This window comes from Undibacterium sp. FW305-107 (assembly GCF_058788535.1).
Genome location: NZ_JBYTAV010000001.1, coordinates 32,679 through 47,700 on the forward strand (window position 1 = coordinate 32,679; position 15,022 = coordinate 47,700).

Annotated in this window: 18 protein-coding genes; 3 read left to right on the top strand and 15 right to left on the bottom strand. The window is 52.2% G+C overall.

What is annotated here, in order from left to right; translation table 11 throughout:
• Nucleotides 1-144 precede the first annotated feature (144 nt).
• The 6 genes from AC3WQT_RS00130 to AC3WQT_RS00155 form a co-directional block, all read right to left on the bottom strand.
• Nucleotides 145-2,172 (bottom strand): DUF4214 domain-containing protein, encoded by a 2,028-nt coding sequence (locus AC3WQT_RS00130; protein WP_492701037.1) that lies wholly within the window; start codon nt 2,170-2,172, stop codon nt 145-147.
• 162 nt (nt 2,173-2,334) lie between these two features.
• Nucleotides 2,335-2,862 (bottom strand): Clp protease N-terminal domain-containing protein, encoded by a 528-nt coding sequence (locus AC3WQT_RS00135; RefSeq protein ID WP_492701039.1) that lies wholly within the window; start codon nt 2,860-2,862, stop codon nt 2,335-2,337.
• A 62-nt stretch (nt 2,863-2,924) separates the two neighbouring features.
• Nucleotides 2,925-3,131 (bottom strand): helix-turn-helix domain-containing protein, encoded by a 207-nt coding sequence (locus tag AC3WQT_RS00140; RefSeq protein ID WP_492701041.1) that lies wholly within the window; start codon nt 3,129-3,131, stop codon nt 2,925-2,927.
• Nucleotides 3,132-3,374: 243 nt separating this feature from the next.
• Nucleotides 3,375-4,619 (bottom strand): DUF4214 domain-containing protein, encoded by a 1,245-nt coding sequence (locus AC3WQT_RS00145; RefSeq protein ID WP_492701043.1) that lies wholly within the window; start codon nt 4,617-4,619, stop codon nt 3,375-3,377.
• A gap of 241 nt (nt 4,620-4,860) precedes the next feature.
• Nucleotides 4,861-5,979, bottom strand: a complete 1,119-nt coding sequence (locus AC3WQT_RS00150; RefSeq protein ID WP_492701045.1) for a DUF4214 domain-containing protein — start codon at nt 5,977-5,979, stop codon at nt 4,861-4,863.
• A gap of 344 nt (nt 5,980-6,323) precedes the next feature.
• Nucleotides 6,324-7,220, bottom strand: a complete 897-nt coding sequence (locus tag AC3WQT_RS00155; protein ID WP_492701047.1) for an alpha/beta fold hydrolase — start codon at nt 7,218-7,220, stop codon at nt 6,324-6,326.
• A 65-nt stretch (nt 7,221-7,285) separates the two neighbouring features.
• Here AC3WQT_RS00155 and AC3WQT_RS00160 point away from each other — a divergent pair, with 65 nt between their 5' ends.
• On the top strand, nt 7,286-7,723 hold the full coding sequence (locus AC3WQT_RS00160; RefSeq protein WP_492701049.1) for a DMP19 family protein: 438 nt from the start codon (nt 7,286-7,288) through the stop codon (nt 7,721-7,723).
• A 20-nt stretch (nt 7,724-7,743) separates the two neighbouring features.
• On the opposite strand, the gene AC3WQT_RS00165 is transcribed toward AC3WQT_RS00160, so the two are convergent.
• The 5 genes from AC3WQT_RS00165 to AC3WQT_RS00185 form a co-directional block, all read right to left on the bottom strand.
• Nucleotides 7,744-8,331: a hypothetical protein gene (locus AC3WQT_RS00165; RefSeq protein ID WP_492701051.1), complete on the bottom strand. Its 588-nt coding sequence runs from the start codon at nt 8,329-8,331 to the stop codon at nt 7,744-7,746.
• Between the two features lie 37 nt (nt 8,332-8,368).
• On the bottom strand, nt 8,369-8,833 hold the full coding sequence (locus AC3WQT_RS00170; RefSeq protein WP_492701053.1) for a VOC family protein: 465 nt from the start codon (nt 8,831-8,833) through the stop codon (nt 8,369-8,371).
• 435 nt (nt 8,834-9,268) lie between these two features.
• Entirely contained in the window at nt 9,269-9,520 is a 252-nt protein-coding gene (locus AC3WQT_RS00175; protein WP_492701055.1) for a hypothetical protein, read from the bottom strand.
• 23 nt (nt 9,521-9,543) lie between these two features.
• A complete protein-coding gene (locus AC3WQT_RS00180) occupies nt 9,544-10,077 on the bottom strand; it encodes a chromate transporter (protein WP_492701057.1) in 534 nt (177 codons plus the stop codon).
• Entirely contained in the window at nt 10,070-10,711 is a 642-nt protein-coding gene (locus AC3WQT_RS00185; protein WP_492701059.1) for a chromate transporter, read from the bottom strand. The genes AC3WQT_RS00180 and AC3WQT_RS00185 overlap by 8 nt, the downstream gene beginning before the upstream one ends.
• A 105-nt stretch (nt 10,712-10,816) precedes the next feature.
• Here AC3WQT_RS00185 and AC3WQT_RS00190 point away from each other — a divergent pair, with 105 nt between their 5' ends.
• Nucleotides 10,817-11,749, top strand: a complete 933-nt coding sequence (locus AC3WQT_RS00190) for a LysR family transcriptional regulator (protein ID WP_492701061.1) — start codon at nt 10,817-10,819, stop codon at nt 11,747-11,749.
• Nucleotides 11,750-11,824: 75 nt separating this feature from the next.
• On the opposite strand, the gene AC3WQT_RS00195 is transcribed toward AC3WQT_RS00190, so the two are convergent.
• From AC3WQT_RS00195 to soxR, 3 genes are all read right to left on the bottom strand, one after another.
• The gene (locus AC3WQT_RS00195) at nt 11,825-12,406 is read right to left on the bottom strand and encodes a DUF6882 domain-containing protein (RefSeq protein ID WP_492701063.1); all 582 of its coding nucleotides are present in this window, start codon (nt 12,404-12,406) and stop codon (nt 11,825-11,827) included.
• Between the two features lie 79 nt (nt 12,407-12,485).
• Nucleotides 12,486-13,328, bottom strand: coding sequence for a hypothetical protein (locus tag AC3WQT_RS00200; RefSeq protein ID WP_492701065.1), 843 nt, complete (start codon nt 13,326-13,328; stop codon nt 12,486-12,488).
• Between the two features lie 36 nt (nt 13,329-13,364).
• On the bottom strand, nt 13,365-13,832 hold the full coding sequence (gene soxR, locus AC3WQT_RS00205) for a redox-sensitive transcriptional activator SoxR (protein ID WP_492701067.1): 468 nt from the start codon (nt 13,830-13,832) through the stop codon (nt 13,365-13,367).
• Between the two features lie 87 nt (nt 13,833-13,919).
• Between soxR and AC3WQT_RS00210 the strand changes: the two genes are divergently transcribed.
• A complete protein-coding gene (locus AC3WQT_RS00210) occupies nt 13,920-14,333 on the top strand; it encodes an ester cyclase (RefSeq protein ID WP_492701069.1) in 414 nt (137 codons plus the stop codon).
• 38 nt (nt 14,334-14,371) lie between these two features.
• On the opposite strand, the gene AC3WQT_RS00215 is transcribed toward AC3WQT_RS00210, so the two are convergent.
• The gene (locus AC3WQT_RS00215) at nt 14,372-15,013 is read right to left on the bottom strand and encodes an NAD(P)H-binding protein (protein WP_492701071.1); all 642 of its coding nucleotides are present in this window, start codon (nt 15,011-15,013) and stop codon (nt 14,372-14,374) included.
• Between the last annotated feature and the right edge of the window lie 9 nt (nt 15,014-15,022).

The window sequence follows — 15,022 nt, forward strand, 5'->3', positions numbered from 1 at the left end:
GCATCAATTACTGCAAAATGTCATGCTGTTGTCATATTACTGAAGTAGGAATCGGCCCCATAAAAAAACCAGCTGATGAGCCGGTTTTTTATGGAAAATGACAGGATAGATATCAGGCAGCTCAACAAACTGCCGTTTAAAAATCTATCCCAGCCAGCCTGTGTATTCTATGCCGTTCTGTATCACGCCGATGACCAGTGCCTGGTTTTCTGTACTCTCGCAAAAACTGGCGAGTGCCCCGGCTGGAGTAATCGCACCACTGTTAAGAGCATTCGCCCAATAATCAAACCCCGCCTTGTCGGGAGTGCGGTGCAAGACATTGCTATAAAAATTGGTGATCAGGGTAGTGGTGCTGGGGGCGCTGCCATACAACTTCTGGAACTCGGCAGAAGAGAAAAAGCCCGCTGCTACGGTAGTCAGGCTGGAACCTTTTTCCATATCATTGATCCAGTAACCCAGCCCGGCAAAATCAGGTTTGCGGTCGAAGGCGGCCTGGTACAGGCGATACGCCTGGCCAGCAATTCCGTTGACATCAAATGAGACGTAGTGATCGTCAAACTCAAGCAACTCGACATTGCTCAGGGTATCAGTGCCGGCCTGTCCTGCACTGTCTTTCACGATGAAAGAATTAGCCGACTTAGTGACCTGGTAGCGGGATGCATTGCCGCCATAATAAACAGTATCCTTGCCTGCACCACCATCGATGGTGTCATTTCCAGTGGAGCCAGACATGACGTTATTGCCGGCATTGCCAGTCAGGCGAACGCTGGCGCTATCATAGGCGCGCAGGTTTTCAACATTCTCAAAACTGCTGAGCGCACTGTCAAAACTCACCCAGACAGTATCAATTCCTTCGCCTGCCAATTCCTGCACTTTGTCTAAGTTGTTGTCGAGCACATAGGTATCATTGCCCTTACCACCCAACATCAGGTCATTGCCATCGCGGGTGGTTTGCAGCCAGTCAAAGCGATCATCACCGTCACCGCCAAGCATGGTGTCATTACCTTCACCGCCTTCCAGGGAGTCATTACCCGCCTCGCCAAATAAAAAGTCGTTGCCGCTATTGCCGCTCAGAAAATCATCGCCGCCACCACTCTTGATATTATTGGCCAGAGAGCTTCCAACGATGATGTCTGACTTTGCAGATCCTATGGCATTTTCATATTCGCCATAAAACCAGCGCAAGCTGACAGGGTCACCGCCTTTGACGATGGTATTTGTCGCATCATCCCGACTCATGGCTACACCTACCAGATGTGGAGCACCAACAATGGTGCTACCCATGGCAAAAAATGCCCCCTGGGTGTACATAGTCAGATCGACAGTGTCTATGCCGCCTTTGTCGAAATAGGTCCGGTAACCGTCAGTGCCGGAAAGGATCAGGTCATCACCACTGCCACTGGTACCCTTGCCTTCGCCATAGGCCTGTTGCAAGGCAATCACATCCAATATCATGGGCGTGTAGGCATGCAGGTAAGCAGAATAATTCTGGTCGTCATAAGACATGACAGAAAAATATTCCTTGTACATGTCCATCGCGCTGTTGATAGTAAAGCCCAACGCATCAAACCCCAGAAACTGAGTGGCCGCATAATCTGAAGTAATGACAGGCACGCCATTCTTGAAATCACTATGCGGATGCGACAAGCCCAAAGAATGTCCCAGTTCATGGATCAGGGTTTGGGCCGCGTGGCTATACGGGTCCAGGGAATAGTCGCCCTGGAATTTAGCCGCTGCCTGATTCAGGGCGATGTCACCTGCACCGCCGACATAACCAAACGCTTTATCGGCATTTCCGCCTGACACGCCGCTATAGCTGAGGTCTTTGCGATTGAGCCAGTTGATATTGATGTCAGACAAATTTGCCTTGCCCACCACCGCTGGTGTCACCAGCGCATTACCTTCATACACGTCATAATCCACCACGCTGGAAAACGACAGGTTGGCAAACTGGGAATACATGTCCAGTATGGTATTGATATTATTCAATTGCTTTTGCGACCAATTCCAGTCACTGGACCCCGAGCTGACATCATTGGTAAAACTATCCGATACCGAGACACGGATGTATCCCGACAAGATGTAATTAATCAAACCGGAAGCAACCCCGTCAAAATTAAACATCGCCCTGGTGATGGGAGTCTGTGGGTAATACGGTATGTAAGTTGCCATTGTATGAAAATAGTTACCCGGAAAAGATTAGCTGCCGGATGTGTCAGCCCTGCTTGAAATCATAAAATTTCTGAAACTGGCATTGTACGTTATCTCAATACCTCTCACCACATAACTTATAGCCATGCTCATCGTGTAGCAAGGAGGACAATATCCCACCAATCAAGCCCGCGCCAACTCCCACGCATGGATTTCTGCCCGGGCTGCCTCTGCCAGTTTGGCGGGCTCTATCCCCATGGCACGCAAGGCGCGCACCGCCACACCATATTGCGCAGTGCATGCTGCCAGCAAGACATGCGCGCCCAGCAGTGCCAGGCCTGGCGGTTTTTGCTGGCTGGCCAGCGCTTGCATCAGGTTCTGGCCAGATGCTTGTGCCTGGTACAAACCACCAGTGGTGGGCATATCCCTCTGCGGATTGCTGGTTTTTAAAACGCTGACATCAACTTGCACGCCAACACTGTGCAAGGCATTTGCCGCCTGTTGCCTGATGGCCTCTTTATACGAATGCCCATCCACACCCAGGCGCGCAAATGCGGCTTGTGCCGTGCCATCCGGCATATCGAGTGCAGCCAGCACAAAATGCTCAGCTCCAGGCTCCTGGCCATTGCTACGGGCATGTTGCTCTGCCTGTTCGCATAAGCTCTTGATGCTTCTCATATCACGAAAGCGTTGCTGTATTTTTCCGAACATGGGTTTCTCCTGTTAAGAATCCGGTTTGATGAGGACGTGAGTGCTGTTGGCGCTGCTGATTATCAACTCACCATGCCCGACAGACGCTTGTGTGCCGCCTGCTTGGAAACACCAAGTGCCTCGGCAATCTGTGACCATGACCAGCCTTGCGCCAGTGCATTGCTGACGGCGGCAAGCTCCAGCTGATCTGCCATCTGGCGCAAGGCCAGCACGGCAGCCAAAGCTGCCTCAGGGTCGTCAGGTGATGGAAGTGGTTTGCTATTCTTCATGCGTCAATCTTAGTTGACGACAAGATGAATGTCAACTTTTGTTGACGAAAAAAATAGCATGGAGAGATAATCATCCGACGCAATAGATTGCACTTCAGGTATGCGTCATGCGCCGCGAAAATGCTTATCCCGGAATTTGGAACACCATACGGCGCATTGCAATGCGCCCTGCCTCGCTGTCACAAAAAAAAGCCAGGCATAAGCCTGGCCCAGTCGCGCTTGCTTAAACTGATCAATCGAAAATCAACCCGCCCACGTGATGTACACAATCCCTTGTTGAATCTGCCCCAGCACTTGCGCCTGGTTTTCTGCACTCTCGCAAAAACTGGCGAGTACCGCCGCAGGGTTAATCAAGCCATGGCTGAGTTGATTCGACCAATAATCAAAGCCTGCCTGATCTGGTACGCGGTGCAAGACGTTCTGATAGAGGTTGGTGATCAGGGTTGTGGTGCTGGGATTACTGCCATATAGCTGCTGGAATTCTGCTGACTGGACAAAGGCCCCCGCCACAGCATTAAGACTGGCACCTTTATCCATGCTCTGTATCCAGTAGCCCAAGCCTGCCTGATCAGGTTTGTGGCCAAATGCTGCCTGGTACAAACGATAGGCCTGACCCGCCACGCCATTGATATCAAAGGCCATGGCGGCATCAGAAAACTGCACCCTCTCGACTGCACTTAATGAATTTTTGTCGCCAAGACCGGTTGTATCCCTGATGCTCACATTTGCTGCTGTATTTGCTATTGCGTCAGCCGAGACCACATAGTTTGCCATCTTGCCCGAAAAGACCAGCGTATCCAGCCCGGCACCACCATTGAAATAGTCATTGCCACCACTGGCGATCACAATGTCATTGCCACCACCAGTAAAGAAACTCTCATTCCTGTCGGTGCCGATGAGGTAGTCATTCGCTTCAGTGCCATTAATTTGCAAAGACAGCGCATTAGGGTCAATCGCAATACCACCAATCGAACCAGTGACGGTAATGGCGGTATTTACCCCCATGGCTTTCAACTGGGCTGCGCTATAGCTGGTGGCATTGCCCGCTTTATCAAAGACTTGCGCACCCACTACCTGATACACGCGGTCCTGGTTAACCATCGTGATGGTATAGGTCTGGCTAGACTGGCCATCGGCCCAGGTATCGTCCTCACCATCCATTTCAAAGGTGCTGAGTGTGCCACCATGTCGTTTGACATTGTGGCCCAAAAACGCATCCAGCTCTATCACCACGCTGCTGACGCCAGAACCCTCGTCACTCGCCACGGCAGTGATGACCAGGGGTGTATCGCCATTCGACAAATTCACGCTGGCAGGTATGCTCAGTGATTTCAAGACCGGTGGCGTGGTGTCAACTGCCGCCATGATGGTCAGTGCAGGCACGGGCTGGAGAGCATTAATGCTGGCAGCAGGTGATACGCCTGCCGGATGTTCTGTTAGGTTGACTACTGCAGTGGAGTTTACTACGTCGAGGATAGCAGCATGCATCTTGGATCACCTTCGCAAAGTATCAGAAATACATGGCAAACACTGAGTTTTACCAGTCCATACTTGTAGGATAGGCAATATTTACAAATATAACAAGCATTTATTTTGCAATACTGAAACATTTATTAGATGGCAAGCATTTACTGCTATATGAGCGAATAAAAAAGGGCGGCACTAGCGCCGCCCCATTTCATTGCTCACTACTTACAGCACTGACTTGATCCCCAACTTGAGCCACCAACTAACCCAACCACTCAGTATAGACAACCCCGTTTTGGATTTGTCCTATCACCTGCGCCTGGTTTTCTGCACTTTCACAAAAACTGGCCAGCGCGCCTGCGGGTGAAATCATGCCCTTGTTCAGTTGGTTGGACCAGTAATCAAAACCCGCCTGGTCTGGCGCACGGTGCAAAACATTCTGGTAAAAGTTGGTGATCAGCGTCGTCGTGCTGGGGAAGCTGCCGTACAGTTTCTGGAATTCTGCCGACTGGAAAAAACCTGCAGCAACCTGGGTAAGGCTGACGCCATGGTCCATCCTGTCTATCCAGTATCCCAGTCCGGCCAGGTCAGGTTTGCGTCCGAAAGCTGCCTGGTACAGGCGATATGCCTGACCAGCCGAACCGTTGATATCAAAGGCCAGTGCAGAGTCAGTAAAGATCAGGCGCTCTACTTGCGAGACTGCATCCGTACCATCTTTACCTACCGTGTCCTTGACGGTAAAACTGGTGGTCGTGCCATTGATGGCATAGTCACCCAGCTTGCCCGCCAGCAGCAAAAAGTCCAGGCCACTGCCGCCGTCCACCACATCATTGCCTGCGCTGCTGACGATGGTATCGTTACCCGCGCCGGCAGCAATATTGTCGTCACCCACTGTACCCTGCAGATAATCATTGGCAGCCGTGCCGTAGATGTTCTTGCCAGGTACAGCCACATTCAGGCCCAGGATGTAGTCGGTAGCGGCATATGCCAGATTGCTGACGCGTACAAAAAAATCGCCGTGAGAATAGCCGCCCGTATAATTGAAGACGATGCTGCCATCGGTGGTCAGGCTGGCGTAGCTGGTATCAAGACCGGCCAGCGGGTTGCCTGCACTGTCAGTGATTTTAACCTCGATGCCGCTATAGGTTTCGCGCCATTCATTGGTGGAACTATAGTTATTGACGACGTCGGTGGACACCACCAAGGTATAAGTGCCGGGGCCATCCAGATTGAGCTGGTACCAGTCAGTCAAATCCGTTGCCGACAATTTGCCAAACGAGACCTTGCCCAGATTGACCTGGAAATTGGCGCTCAGGGAACTGGAGTCGTAACCCTTGGTTCTCTCATCGTACACACCATCATCACCATAGACGTATGCCATATCTCACTCCTTTGATTCCATTACTTTACAACTCATCAAACGGATGGAGAGCTCAACTGCATGTGACATTGCCGCATGGCAAAGCTACTCATCCATCCTCTTGCTGCAATAACGCAATCACAAGGGCAACGGATGACAGCATTGTCAAAAAGCTTTAAAAACTGAGGGGATTTTATGAAGGTATCGCCTGGCTATACCTTGGGTACTGATATGTGATAAAGGCCCGTAGCTTCGCCGCCACACGGTCATCATGCGCGGCGAAAGACCGGTGAAATCCAGCAAAGAAATATTGCCTGCATAGAACTCACGCCGATTACGGGCAGAGTTCCGTGCAACTTTCTAAGCTATTTCAAAAAGCCTTTGACCTCAGCCTGGAACTGCTCAGGCTGGTCCCACATGATGAAGTGAGCGCTGGCCGGGATACGCTTGAGCTGTATATCTTTCACGCCCGAATACGCCATCTTGTAAAAGCCATCCATTTGCTCTGGCGTCACCGGCGCACCATTCGGCACGACATACAAAACCGAAGTCGGCACAGTGATGTTTTTCAGTTCCGGCATCAGGTCAGTCGTGATCAATTCATGATAAGCACGGGCAGAAACATCCGGGTCACTCTTGAGTGCATCATCCAATGCGCCAGGGCGCATGGCAGTATTGTTGACCATGCTATTGATCGCCGCCCCGGTTCTTTGTGCACGGCCTTCAGGCGTGGATGCCCGCATTTTTGCCAGCATATCGTCTGCCATGGGTTTGATGCTTTGTACAGTCGTACCTGGCGGGCCAAACATCGCCCCCAGGAAAGGGAACATATCCACCACCATCAATTTACTGATGGCCTGTGGGTGACGCGCCGCCACCATCATGCCTATGGAACCGCCCATGGAATGCCCGATCAGCACAGGTTTTTCCAAACCATGCGGCACAAGCTGGGCAATATAACGCGCGACTTCTTCTGCCACTGGTGCCGCAACTGCACCCTCTGTATTGCCACCGGCAGGGTAACCAGCAAAGCCCGACACCTGCACCAGATGATAACGATAGCCAGGCACCGCCTTGACCAGCTCAGTCCACACCCGTGGTGAAGAGCCCAGGCCAGGCACCAGCACCACATCCCTGCCCTCGCCTTCTATCTTGACGCTGATGCGCTCAGAACTGAAAGCGGCAGCCCAGGCAGCCACAGGGCTGAGTGCAGCACAACTCAGTGCCAATACGGTTTTGAGCAGGTGACGACGTAGTATCATATAAAATCCTTTTATTAATATTCTGCTAGCATACTACAGTCTGATTCCATTTCTTTAAATCATCCATGCCCGCGACCAATCTACAAGCTGCCATCACCATCCAGCTCAATCTCTGGCTGGCAACGACCAGTTCTGGCGACTGGCAAGAACTCACCAGCACCCACGCACCACACCTGCCACACTTGCTCGCCGCGCGTTTTGATTATGATGTGCGCCAGGGCGGCTTTGCCCAGTTTATCTACAATATGCATGGCCATTTACTGGCACAAATCGAAGACATGCTGATCGCCGCCAATGCCCATGTCGCTCATGATTTTTATGTGCAGGCGATCAGCCTGTGCCTGAAAAATAAAGCTGATTACCAGCGTTTTTTGGACAGCAACTACAGCGATGCCAATCCCCTCAAAGACCAGCTGCATTTACTCAGCGTCGCTTACCTGAGCAAGAGAGTGGATTTCCAGACCGAGGCACATGCTTTTCTGGTGAGTGGCTTGCCTGCATAAGTGTTGATGATGAAAGGCCCCTAACCTGCATAGCCGGTAATAAAACAGGCATAAAAATGCTTGAGCAAAGGCTGCTCCTGGCACTTCATCATGCCACCAATTTTATCCAGCCGCGCCTGTTCTGGCGCATGCGCAGGGTCTGCTATATACAGAATGCCGTGATGCTCTGAAAACGGCACATGCAAGGCATAGGGGAAATACACATACACTGGCTTGCCATCGCCGACGTAACAATCATTTGTTTGCCCGCAATTTCCCGGTAAGTTACCGCTGAGTTTAGCAACTTCATTTTCATAATGTCCTTGAAAAATCCAGGCATCAACATGTTCCGCCAGCGATGTAGTGGGCACATAAAACCAGGCCGACCAGCATACTGTAAGCAGTGTCATCAACGCCCATGACCACCCGGCCAGCGGACCATCGAAAGAATGCCGCAAAAACCTCAAGGCACTGAAGCTGGCATACAGGCCAAGACCAAACATCAGCATCAATACAAAGAGGAAAATAGCCAGATGCATTTGTACGTACAGGGCAGAGAAGCCCAATACGGTAGCGGCGAAAATGAATGGGGACTTTGGTAAAGGTCTTTTTTCAGTATGCAGTGTCATCAATGATAGTCCGCGCAGGTGTGGCACCGACAGGCAATCAGCCCTGCCCCATCATCTTTGCAAACCTGATCCTCAACTCATCGTAAGAAACATCCTCCTTGCGAGTTGCCAATAGCCAGACATGGCCAAACGGGTCGATCAGCGTACCGCGCCTGTCACCATCAAACTGGTCGGCCACAGGCATGGCAACAGTCGCCCCCAGTTCCATCGCGCGGGCGAATACGGCATCCACATCGTCCACATACAGGTGTATGGATACCGACGAACCACCCAGCGACTGCGGGCCACGATAACCCATGTCCGGGAACTCATCGGCCAGCATCAGCAGTGCATCGCCTATGCTGATTTCTGCATGCATGATCTTGCCATTGCCGTCGTCCAGACGCACCAGTTCAGTGGCAGCAAATGCAGCCGCATAAAACTCAAGCGCAACAGCAGCACCCTTGATGATGAGATAAGGCGTAGCACCACGATAAGCGGCAGGTATGGAAATAGTTGACATGAGGATGTGCCCGATTGAGGTAAGAGAAGACTGCACTCAACAGCAAGTCAGTTCATCATGATTGACCGTGACTTGTCGTGAACTGCAGGCGTACAGTATGCAGATACTATTGCCGCCTCAGACGCCTGACCATCAGCACCTTGGGTATTTGTATTTTATCAATGATTTACGCAACCGGGTAAATTCGTTGCGCGCATGCGAAATACATTTTAAAAATTTGAGTAGTCATATCGCATACACAAATTTTCCGGCACATTGTGGGCGGCCTGCGTAGGTACGATAAACGCAGCGTAATCGTACGAATGTTGAGCCGGGCAGCCACAAAAGCTCATCTGATTGCCTGGCCTTTATCCACTGAAAAACAATGCGTTTGATATGATTTTTCGTGAGAAAATCAATGTTCAAAATTTGGAGCCTTAGCTAACATGCGTACGATTACGCTGCGCTAATCGTACCTACAGCCTTCTCTCTTGTGGCAGCTAGCATCTCCCTACCCTTTTGCGACAATGTCACCAAACCAGCAGAGCCGCCTTCGCAACTGATCAAGCCGTCTGCACAAGCATCCTCCCAGATACATAGCCTCGGACAGGTGCTGTGCCAGACCTCGATTACTTCTGCATAACTGTGTGGCCGCTGCTGTATCCATTCCAGCATTTGCAGGGTCAGGCTGGTGTGGGCGTCGGACATGATATTTCCTCCCTGGGTTGAGTTTAAATGAGATGCAACATCCCGGCGGCAGCCCCGGCTGTAATCAGGACGACGGGGTTCAGTTTGCTGCGCACAACGATGATGGCTGTCAGCACGGTAATCACATCAGTGCGCCAACTGGCGGTATCGAGTTGCATGAACAGGCAGGCGGTTGCCAGCAAGAATCCCACGGAGATAGGTGCGAAGGTGTCGCGCACGGCGGCTGTCAGGCGTTTGTTGTAGCTTGAGGTATCCAGGCTGATGACGGACAATGTCAATATGGTGGAGGGGATAATCACCGCGAGTGTCGTCAGTATTGCACCTGTCCAGCCGGCGATAAGCCAGCCCACTAAAGAGATGAACAAGAGATTGGGGCCGGGTGCGGCCTGGGCGATGGCATAGGCAGAGGCGAACTGGGCGCTGGTGACCCAGTGTTTTTCTGTGACGACAAAATGGCTGATGTCAGGTGCCATCATCACCAGCCCGCCGCCAACTGCCATCATCGACAGGATGGACAGATGCAGGCACAGGTCCAGCATGGGGGATTCATCACTCATTTTTTTCTTTCAGAAAATATGCGGCCACGCTGCCCGGCAGGGCCAGCAGCACGAATACAATAATCAAGCGAAACTTGAGCAGGGCCAGCCCAGCAAAGGCCAGCGCCATCAACAATGCCTGCAAGCTGGTGCGACTGTAGAGCAGCATGCTTTTGTCCGGAGCGTCAGTGGTACCAGCCTTAGCATTCTGTCCAAACAGCGACATCGCCATCTTGATCGCAGTTGCCAGCACCAGGCCTGCTGCCACTGCCGTCATGCCTGTCAATGCATCCTGCACCATGGCCAGTTTGCCAAAGCGTTGATAGGCAACACCTAGTGCAATCACCAGCAAAAAGGGGCCGATGATCAGACCTGCCATGGCAGCCAGTGCACCGGCGATACCGGCGTAGCGTTTGCCTATCATCAGGGCAACATTGCATATCGTGGGGCCGGGCAAGACTTGGCTGAGTGCCAGGTAACGGGCGAATTCTTCTGCACTGAGCCAGCGGTATTGTTCAACCAGTGCCCGGTAGGCAAAGGGCATGACGCCACCAAAACCAGTCAGCGCTATCCTTGAAAAGACCAAGAAAAGTCGTAAGGCGGAAAGGCTGGTAGTTTCAGCAACAGCAAGCGCGGGCAATGGCGGATTCAGCATAAGACACCCATGAAGACAGCGAAGAATATTTTTTACAAGAGCATCTTCGTACCTGGGCATTTAAAAGTACAATGAATTTATTTAGATGATTGATTCATTTTTCTTATGAAAATCGATATCCTCGGCGTACAGGCTTTTGTGGCGATTGCCGACCATGGCAGTTTTAACAAGGCAGCGGATGTGCTGTTTATCACGCAAACGGCGGTGACCCAGCGGCTGCGCAATCTGGAAATTTTTCTTGGTGTAACCTTGCTGGAAAGAACCACCCGTTCCATCGCATTGACCAGGACGGGGCAAGACTTTTTGCCGCAAGCCAGGCGCCTGCTGCAAGAACTGTCAGCAGCACTGACCGAGATACGTGAAACCGGCAAGGCCCTGCGCGGCGATGTGTCCATTGCCTGCATACCGACAGCAGGTGTACGTTATCTGCCGCAAGTCATCCGTGAATATTCAGCGCTATTCCCTGACAACCGTATCAAGATACTCGACCATGCATCTGCCGGTGTGGCCGAAGCCGTGTTGCGGCGCGAGGCGGAGTTTGGCATCAACCTGGCTGGACCGAATCATCCTGACCTCAGCGCGACACCTTTGCTGGAAGACCGCTTTGTACTGGTCTGCCGTGACGACCATGCGCTGGCCAGACGCAAGAGCTTATCCTGGGCACAATTGCAGCCACACCCGCTAATTTTCGCCGGACAGGCAAGCGGCAACCGCGCCCTGCTTGACGGCTACCTGGGTGCAGAAAGTCTGCATGCGGGCCAGGGTACGCAAGCTGGCCAGACTGGGTTAAGCTTGCAGATTCATTACGAAGTACAGCGCAACTCCACTGCCCTGGGCCTGGCAGATGCAGGTATTGCTGCTGCCATCGTGCCCAATCTTGCCATGCAAAAAGGCAATTACCCTCGCCTGCGCGTGATCCGATTGCAAGACCCGGTCATTTCCAGAACCCTGGTACTGGTCGCCCGCAAAGCCGCCCGCCTGTCACCGGCAGCACAGCTTTTGTACGACATGATCAGAAATAGCCGGGTCGTCAAATAGAAGGTGGAATGAAGAATGAGAAAAGAGACAGGCAGCGTAAATATCAAAAACCAGTCCACATCAGCCAGCTTGCCTTTATTCTGCAGGCACTTTCCTGATATCGATAATGACCAGGAACACAAACCCGGTCTCGAACGGCACCCGATAAATGCCCTTGGTTTTCAGCAGGTAATTAGCCACCGTCGCCATTTCCCATCCATCCGCTAATTGCGCTGGCCAGGTGCGATCTGTCAGTTTGTTGAAGTGATGTTTCGCGCCCAGGATTTTGAGTACATCCATGCGCTTGAACAGGGCTGGGGAAATGGTAGAGTTACCCCAACTCCATAACCATGTCTTGCTGCGTTCAGAATAAGAGCCGACAAACTGGATTTTGGCGCTTACTTTGATCACACCTTTATCTGAAAATGTCAGCTCACCCGTATCCTGATCAAGATCCCAGTGTTCGTAACTGGAAATTTGATAGTCGTCGTCAAGGTCTTTTTGGGTGCTTACTGAATATTCTGCACTGGCGATCAGGATTTGTTCCCAGCCTTGCTGGCGTGCGTGTGCGCTTGTTGTTGACAGGGTCAATGCGGTGATCAGCAAAAACAAGCGGCTGACACCGTGGGCATGAACGGCGTTTATGAAAGAGTTGCGGTATCGCTTTATTGCTGACATTTAATTCACCTCCCCCGCAACAAAGAGTTTTTCGATTCTGGCGCGTTTTCCATTCACACTATAAACGAATCAGCGTTCTCTACGCACAAGTAATATTCACACGCGCTGTCTTTTCACGCAAACGCGCGGCCTGTTGCTTATCAAAATCGATCCCGTCCAGCCAGATGTTTTTCAGCGAAGTAAGCACTTCCAGCTTGGGGATAAGTTCTGTCGCGTCAAAGCCTGGCTGATCATCAAAATTACCAAGTGACAGATATTCCAGATGTGGCAGTTGTGTGAGCAAATCAAGATCATCGAGCATGACTTGCGTTGCCCATAAATCCAGCGACCTGAGCTGCGTCATGCGGCACAGATGCGCAAGTCCCCTACCTGTGGTTTTTGTATTACCCAGATCCAGCGTGTGAATCTGCGTGCTGGTACTCAATGCTTCAGCCATAACATCATCAAATGCTGTTCCTTCCATATCCAGCGCAACCAGATATGGATGGGCCAGCATCGCAGCAATAACACCTGGCGACAGGTCTGCGCCCTGCATGCCCAGTTCTTTGAGCGCTGGCGCCTGCAGGATACTTGTCACGTCATCCTCAGACAAACCAAGATTCGCCCGTACGATCGCCAGATCAGATGCTGTAGCAAAGCTGCCCATCTTTCCTGGTCCTTTGATATCGAGTATGTCCAGCACACGCAAACCTGGGGTTTTTATGACATGGCACATGGCTTTGCGCGTGACATCGCACCATAGCCAGAGCTGTTCTACTGATTGCAAGCTTGGCAGAGCTTGCGCCAGTTTGACTGTCAGCGTGGGCAGTTTGGAGAGCTTGAGTTCATGTATCGCCCCCTTGCTGCGCAAGTTTCTGATGTCGACGGGGGTGATTTTGCCGCTTAGCGCAACATCATTTTCCTGCTTGTCTTTTTTTGTCATTGATGTATTTCATTCTCTTTATGTAGATCATCACAATCATGATGATTCTATACCCAACAACCTCGCCCCCGTCCCCTCTTCTGACAAAGCATCCAGCGGATTACGCAGCTTGCAGGCCTTGATAGACAGGCAGCCGCAGCCTATGCAGTCGCCCAGTTGTTCGCGCAATTCCATGAGCTGGCTGATGCGTTCATCGAGTTCAGTCTTCCAGCGTTTGGACAATCTGGCCCAGTCGGCGACGGTGGGTGTGCGGCCTTCGGGCAGTTCTGCCAGGGCAGCCTGTATGGAGGCGAGCGAGATGCCCAGGCGTTGCGCCACCTTGATGACGGCAATACGGCGCAAGACATCGCGCGCACAACGGCGCTGGTTGCCAGAATTGCGCTGGCTGTGTATCAGCCCTCTGGCTTCATAAAAATGGATGGCCGAGACAGCCACGCCACTGCGCGCTGCCACTTCGCCCACAGCCAGCGGTTTGCCTATATCTTGCGGATTGATCCTTGCCATGCAAATTCTCCTTGACCTCAAGTTAAGTTGAGGTTTTACACTACTCTCCACTTGGATTCAAGCCTGTATATTTTTGGAGAAATAAAGATGAAGACAACAAGCCAGATTGAACAAAACCTGCAACTCGTGCGCCGCCTGTATGAAGACTGCTTCAATACCGGCAAGCTTGATCTTGTGTCAGAACTGATCGCCACTGACTTTAGCAGCAACCGGGGCGAACATGGGCAGGTCGAGTTTGCCGCCAACATCGCAGGCTTGCGCAAAGCCTTCCCGGATGTGCACTTTGTGATTGAAGATATCTTTGGCGCAGCAGACCGGGTAGCAGTCAGGTGGAGCTTCACGGCCACCCACAACGCGCCGTTTGCCGGTTTCACAGCAACTGGCAAGGCCGTGACACAACAGGGCAATGTGATTTACAGGATCATGGATGGCAAGATCGCCCAGGCCTGGGTACAGATAGACAGACTGGGTTTGATGCAGCAATTGGAAAGAGCCAGTTAATCGGTAATCATGTTACGGTAAGCAACGATGCACCAGGCTCAATGCATGGCACCGGAAAGCAAGACAGTTTTGCCTTGCGCCTGCGGGACAGCCGTCAACAGCGCCTTGGCAACAGCCGCCGCCGCGATAGGTTGGTAGTTGGCAGGGATGAGAAAGCCGAGTACCTTGCTGAGCGCAAACCCCAGCTTTTCTCCACGCCGCTCCGGCTGCCCTAACACTTCGCGGTCGCCGACCAGCAGGGAAGGACGGACGACGACCACCCCTTCAAACGGCATTTTTTGCAGCGCATCTTCCAGTTCGCCTTTGACACGGTTATAGAAAACCTTAGAGTTGGCGTCTGCCCCCATGGCGCTGACCAGCCCCAGCTTCCTGACGCCTGCAGCCTGCGCTGCAACGGCAACAGCCAGGTTAGCATCGTAGTCTATGGCACGGAAAGCCTGTTGGCTCCCGGCGACCTTGATGGTCGTGCCCAGCGCCAGATACACTTCATCCGCCTGCGGTAAATCTGGCAAACTGGCGAAACTGAGGACATGCGCCCTCAGCTTGGGATGCTGTATCGCGGGCGGCCTGCGGCCAAGGCTGTGCACCTCGGCCACGCTGTCGTCAGCCAACAATCCTGCAAGAATCTCTTTCCCCACCATGCCGGTAGCACCGGCGATGATTACGGTTCGCTTTGCCATGCCTGATAC

Excerpts from the sequence above, each read along its gene's own strand:
- AC3WQT_RS00130 (WP_492701037.1), bottom strand. The coding sequence starts at position 2,172 with ATGGCAACTTACATACCGTATTACCCACAGACTCCCATCACCAGGGCG.
- AC3WQT_RS00135 (WP_492701039.1), bottom strand. The coding sequence starts at position 2,862 with ATGTTCGGAAAAATACAGCAACGCTTTCGTGATATGAGAAGCATCAAG.
- AC3WQT_RS00140 (WP_492701041.1), bottom strand. The coding sequence starts at position 3,131 with ATGAAGAATAGCAAACCACTTCCATCACCTGACGACCCTGAGGCAGCT.
- AC3WQT_RS00145 (WP_492701043.1), bottom strand. The coding sequence starts at position 4,619 with ATGCATGCTGCTATCCTCGACGTAGTAAACTCCACTGCAGTAGTCAAC.
- AC3WQT_RS00150 (WP_492701045.1), bottom strand. The coding sequence starts at position 5,979 with ATGGCATACGTCTATGGTGATGATGGTGTGTACGATGAGAGAACCAAG.
- AC3WQT_RS00155 (WP_492701047.1), bottom strand. The coding sequence starts at position 7,220 with ATGATACTACGTCGTCACCTGCTCAAAACCGTATTGGCACTGAGTTGT.
- AC3WQT_RS00160 (WP_492701049.1), top strand. The coding sequence starts at position 7,286 with ATGCCCGCGACCAATCTACAAGCTGCCATCACCATCCAGCTCAATCTC.
- AC3WQT_RS00165 (WP_492701051.1), bottom strand. The coding sequence starts at position 8,331 with ATGACACTGCATACTGAAAAAAGACCTTTACCAAAGTCCCCATTCATT.
- AC3WQT_RS00170 (WP_492701053.1), bottom strand. The coding sequence starts at position 8,833 with ATGTCAACTATTTCCATACCTGCCGCTTATCGTGGTGCTACGCCTTAT.
- AC3WQT_RS00175 (WP_492701055.1), bottom strand. The coding sequence starts at position 9,520 with ATGTCCGACGCCCACACCAGCCTGACCCTGCAAATGCTGGAATGGATA.
- AC3WQT_RS00180 (WP_492701057.1), bottom strand. The coding sequence starts at position 10,077 with ATGAGTGATGAATCCCCCATGCTGGACCTGTGCCTGCATCTGTCCATC.
- AC3WQT_RS00185 (WP_492701059.1), bottom strand. The coding sequence starts at position 10,711 with ATGCTGAATCCGCCATTGCCCGCGCTTGCTGTTGCTGAAACTACCAGC.
- AC3WQT_RS00190 (WP_492701061.1), top strand. The coding sequence starts at position 10,817 with ATGAAAATCGATATCCTCGGCGTACAGGCTTTTGTGGCGATTGCCGAC.
- AC3WQT_RS00195 (WP_492701063.1), bottom strand. The coding sequence starts at position 12,406 with ATGTCAGCAATAAAGCGATACCGCAACTCTTTCATAAACGCCGTTCAT.
- AC3WQT_RS00200 (WP_492701065.1), bottom strand. The coding sequence starts at position 13,328 with ATGACAAAAAAAGACAAGCAGGAAAATGATGTTGCGCTAAGCGGCAAA.
- soxR (WP_492701067.1), bottom strand. The coding sequence starts at position 13,832 with ATGGCAAGGATCAATCCGCAAGATATAGGCAAACCGCTGGCTGTGGGC.
- AC3WQT_RS00210 (WP_492701069.1), top strand. The coding sequence starts at position 13,920 with ATGAAGACAACAAGCCAGATTGAACAAAACCTGCAACTCGTGCGCCGC.
- AC3WQT_RS00215 (WP_492701071.1), bottom strand. The coding sequence starts at position 15,013 with ATGGCAAAGCGAACCGTAATCATCGCCGGTGCTACCGGCATGGTGGGG.